Source organism: Nostoc spongiaeforme FACHB-130, assembly GCF_014698475.1.
GTDB classification, from domain to species: Bacteria; Cyanobacteriota; Cyanobacteriia; order Cyanobacteriales; family Nostocaceae; genus Nostoc_B; species Nostoc_B spongiaeforme.
The window spans coordinates 1-4,040 of sequence record NZ_JACJTB010000095.1 but is presented as its reverse complement, the minus strand read 5'-3'; the positions used below and the strand labels follow the sequence as shown (position 1 = coordinate 4,040).

The window sequence follows — 4,040 nt, the reverse complement described above, 5'->3', positions numbered from 1 at the left end:
ATAATAATTGGAAGAAAAATAACCTTTTAGCCGTTCACGAAAGCTGCCATGACTACTTGCATATAAGCAAAAGCTCTAGCTAAGAACATCGGAAGCTGGATGCACAGAAATGGACACGTCCAGATTTAAATGAGAGGTGCGGCGGATAATACCGCCCATCGACTCAACCAAAGGAGCAGCACTTTTCTCTGGCTGCATCAGATTTTAATCAATTACCTGCCTTCTCATTGACTTAATTTGACTACGCTTAGTTTTACTGTCAAGACGTTTTTTTTGAGAACTACGAGTTGGTTTGGTGGGTTTGCGGATTTCGGGTAGTACAACTGCGCTGAGTATGAGTTGCTTGAGTCGTTGCAAAGCTTCTTCCCGATTTTGTTCTTGGCTACGGTATTCTTGAGCTTTGATGACAATAACCCCATCCTGGGTTATGCGTCGGTCGTTGAGCTTGAGAAGTTGCTGTTTATAGAAAATGGGTAGTGATGAAGCTTCAATATCAAAGCGTAAGTGAATGGCTGTAGCAACTTTATTGACGTTTTGACCCCCTGCTCCTTGAGAACGAATCGCGCTAATTTCGAGTTCGTTATCGGGGATGATGATTTTATTCTTAATTTGCAGCATAACTTTACTATACGCCGGAAGCCACAAAGAAAGCAGGGCAGTTACACTTTGTGTGTCTAGTGTTTTCTGTAATTCGTAATTTAGGCAGTGTAGTCCTTATTAGTCAAGCAACTTATAAATAACTTCTATAAATAACTAGGGGAAAATTACCCCATCCAAAGCCCAGTCATACCGACTGGGTTTTTGGTTTAAGGCGATATTTGCGGAACTAATTGGTTTATTCAGGTTGAGCTTCTTCAAACTCTAGATTATCCGAAGAGACCGCACTATCACTTTGTACAGTCTTAAGTGCTGATTCCAGACGATAACCGGCTTCCCGAAGATAATACCCGGCCGCCCCCAGGTCTTCAAACACGTTGTCAAATTGCGGATGCGTTTGCGGAAAAATCTTGTTGAGGCGTGAGCCAATTCGCTCTAGTTCTTCTTTGATAGCAATTAGGGATTGAGTATCATCGTCCATACCTATCTACCATAAATATCTTTTAATACAGCTTCTAGCCCCGCATTTAAATCTTGCAGTGCTGCATCCACACTGTCATAACTTTCTTTTCCTTCCCACAGCATTCCACCACAATCGAGTGCGCGAATAAAAGAGTTGAGAGGACTATCTAGGTCATAACCAATTTCAATCCAACCTTCATGTTCATTCACCCAACGAGCAATATTTGGGTAAGTTTTTTCAAATGAAACTTTCATATTTTCCTCCAGAACGAATCACCCCAATTTGTTGGTATCAAAACCTGGGCAGAACTTTACCCATGCCAGTATCCTTTTTAGAGCGAATATACCCTCACAAGAGAGAAATCCGAGATTAATGGGGGTAATTCTACTTGTGTGTATCATGCTGATAGAATAATACAGCCCTGCCAAGTCAAAGGGGGTAGATGAAAACTTATGACCAACCCCCGCCAAATAGCTTTTGTGGCTTTGCGAGATGTTCACAAAGGGGCTTATGCTGATGTTGCCTTAGATAGAGTATTGCGAAAATTTAAATTGCCAGATAGCGATCGCCGTCTAGCGACAGAATTAGTTTATGGCAGTGTCCGCAGATTACGTACCCTCGATGCTTTAATTGACCAACTCGCCACGAAAAAATCTCATCAACAACCACCAGAACTACGTACCATTCTACATCTCGGTTTTTATCAACTCCGCTACCAAGAACGCATTCCCCCTTCAGCAGCAGTGAATACAACTGTGGAACTCGCTAAGGAAAATGGTTTTTCGGGACTCACGGGTTTTGTCAATGGTTTGTTACGTCAATACATCCGTCTTGCAGAAAAATCCCCCGAACCTTTGCAGTTACCAGATAACCCCGTGGAACGTTTGGGGATTTTGCATAGTTTACCCGACTGGATAATTCAAGTTTGGTTAGACCAAATTGGTGTTGCGGAAACTGAAAAACTCTGTGAATGGATGAACCAAACACCGACAATCGATTTACGCATCAACCCACTCCGCACCAATTTAGAACAAGTAGCTACAGCTTTAGAATCGGCGGGAGTTTTAGCTCAAAGAATCCCCAATTTACCCCAAGCTTTACGGTTAATTAGCAGTCCTGGGGCGATGCAAAATTTACCAGGGTTTACTGAAGGTTGGTGGGTTGTGCAGGATGCAAGCGCCCAACTGGTGAGTCATTTACTCGACCCCCAACCGAGTGAGGTAGTGATTGATACCTGTGCCGCCCCTGGAGGGAAAACAACACACATTGCAGAGTTGATGCAGGATCAAGGTAAAATTTGGGCTTGCGATCGCACTGCTTCCCGATTGCGAAAACTCCAAGAAAATGCGCGGCGACTCAATTTGCAATCAATTGAAATTTGTACTGGCGACAGTCGTAACTTGCCGCAATTTTACAATATTGGCGATCGCCTGTTGTTAGATGCCCCTTGTTCGGGTTTAGGAACCTTACACCGCCACGCCGATGCACGTTGGCGACAAACACCAGAATCTATCCAAGAACTTTCCCAGCTACAAAAACAATTACTGTCCCACACATCAAATTTTGTCAAAAACGGTGGCTTGCTGGTTTATGCTACTTGTACACTGCATCCAGCCGAAAATGAAGCGGTAATTTCGGAATTTTTAGCAGAAAATCCGCAATGGCAAATTGAGCCTCTCGAACCTAGTTCACCCTACTCTATTTATTCCACACCCCAAGGCTGGCTGAAAGTCTGGCCGCACCGTTGGGATATGGATGGCTTTTTTATGGTGCGCTTAAGAAAAACTAATGATTCAGGGTGATTACTGCCAGGGATTGTACCATTTGATGGAAGCCCCAATCTCCCACAGGAGGCAGCAATGGTTACTGATTCCAATGTAAAGAACTTAGTTAAAATCTTGATTGGAGCAGCTTGGATTGATGGGATAATTCAACCAGAGGAACGACAGTATCTCCGCGAAATTGCCCAAGCTAAAGGTTTGGCTACCGATCCAGAAATTAAGCCTTGGTTGTACGAATTAGTACCCGTTCAACCCAAAGAGTGTTACGCCTGGGTGAAAGAATATTTAGGCGATCGCCCAAGCTTGGAAGATTGCGAAAGTCTGATTGAAGCTATTAGTGGCTTAATTTATAGCGATGGCGAAGTCGCAACCGAAGAAGCTAGACTCCTAACACAAATTCAGGACTTAGCTGAACAAGATTCTGCCCAACAACCAGTTCATAATGCGTTGCTTAAACAAATTCAAACGCTTTATCGTCGTTGGGTCGAGGTACAGAATTAATGCTCTAATGTCTATAGTCAAGAGTCCAAAGGCAAAAGTCAAAAGTCTAGATTTCTCAATCTAAAACTTTGAGCATTGACCATTGACTGTTGACTATTGACCAACTATGCTTTCGGTTCACCAATACCGGGAGTTTCTTCTTTGTCTACTTTGGGTACAAAGTCGGGACGTTCTTTACTTTCCCAACCAACTGGGCGTTTAGAGTTGTACCAAGCAATAGAACCAATGGTGACAGCAGCAATAAAGCCAACTACATAAACCAATGTAAAAGCCAGGGGGAAATGACCTCCGCCTGTTGCTACTGAATCTGCTGCCTGCATTAATATAAGCATGAGTATATGTTCCTTTTTTACGCAACACTACTTAAGACACTATAAAACTAGAGTATCACTTACATCCTCCCCAAGTTTGAAATAGTGGCTCTTTCAGCAGATACAGAAGAGGTGAAACCTTGACAGTGTAAGGGTTACAAAAAAATTATCAATAAAAAATTCTGTATATGTAGCAGGGAACAGGTGACAGGTGACAGGTGATACTGTTTCACTTTAAGTTTGATACAAATAGACCGCAGGGGGCAGGGAGCAGCTGACAGGTGTAGGTTTTTTACAATTAGGAGGAATTGAAGCAAAAGAAATCGTCAACAGGAGTAGGAGGAAAAGTACTCCAACGCGGAAGACGAAGAGGAAGATGGTTGAGTA

At 43.0% G+C, this 4,040-nt stretch carries 6 protein-coding genes; 2 read left to right on the top strand and 4 right to left on the bottom strand.

Features of this window, described 5'->3' with window-relative positions; genetic code table 11:
* Positions 1–204: 204 nt before the first annotated feature.
* The 3 genes from arfB to H6G74_RS30760 form a co-directional block, all read right to left on the bottom strand.
* Positions 205–618, bottom strand: coding sequence for an alternative ribosome rescue aminoacyl-tRNA hydrolase ArfB (arfB, locus tag H6G74_RS30770; protein WP_190971293.1), 414 nt, complete (start codon positions 616–618; stop codon positions 205–207).
* Between the two features lie 217 nt (positions 619–835).
* The gene (locus tag H6G74_RS30765) at positions 836–1,078 is read right to left on the bottom strand and encodes a hypothetical protein (RefSeq protein ID WP_190971292.1); all 243 of its coding nucleotides are present in this window, start codon (positions 1,076–1,078) and stop codon (positions 836–838) included.
* Positions 1,079–1,080: 2 nt separating this feature from the next.
* Entirely contained in the window at positions 1,081–1,314 is a 234-nt protein-coding gene (locus H6G74_RS30760) for a hypothetical protein (protein WP_190971291.1), read from the bottom strand.
* Between the two features lie 198 nt (positions 1,315–1,512).
* Here H6G74_RS30760 and H6G74_RS30755 point away from each other — a divergent pair, with 198 nt between their 5' ends.
* Both H6G74_RS30755 and H6G74_RS30750 read left to right on the top strand, forming a co-directional pair.
* On the top strand, positions 1,513–2,862 hold the full coding sequence (locus H6G74_RS30755) for a 16S rRNA (cytosine(967)-C(5))-methyltransferase (protein ID WP_190971290.1): 1,350 nt from the start codon (positions 1,513–1,515) through the stop codon (positions 2,860–2,862).
* Between the two features lie 57 nt (positions 2,863–2,919).
* Positions 2,920–3,342, top strand: a complete 423-nt coding sequence (locus H6G74_RS30750) for a tellurite resistance TerB family protein (RefSeq protein ID WP_190587997.1) — start codon at positions 2,920–2,922, stop codon at positions 3,340–3,342.
* Between the two features lie 104 nt (positions 3,343–3,446).
* Here H6G74_RS30750 and psb35 read toward each other — a convergent pair whose 3' ends face one another.
* On the bottom strand, positions 3,447–3,674 hold the full coding sequence (gene psb35 / locus H6G74_RS30745; protein ID WP_190587996.1) for a photosystem II assembly protein Psb35: 228 nt from the start codon (positions 3,672–3,674) through the stop codon (positions 3,447–3,449).
* Positions 3,675–4,040 lie beyond the last annotated feature (366 nt).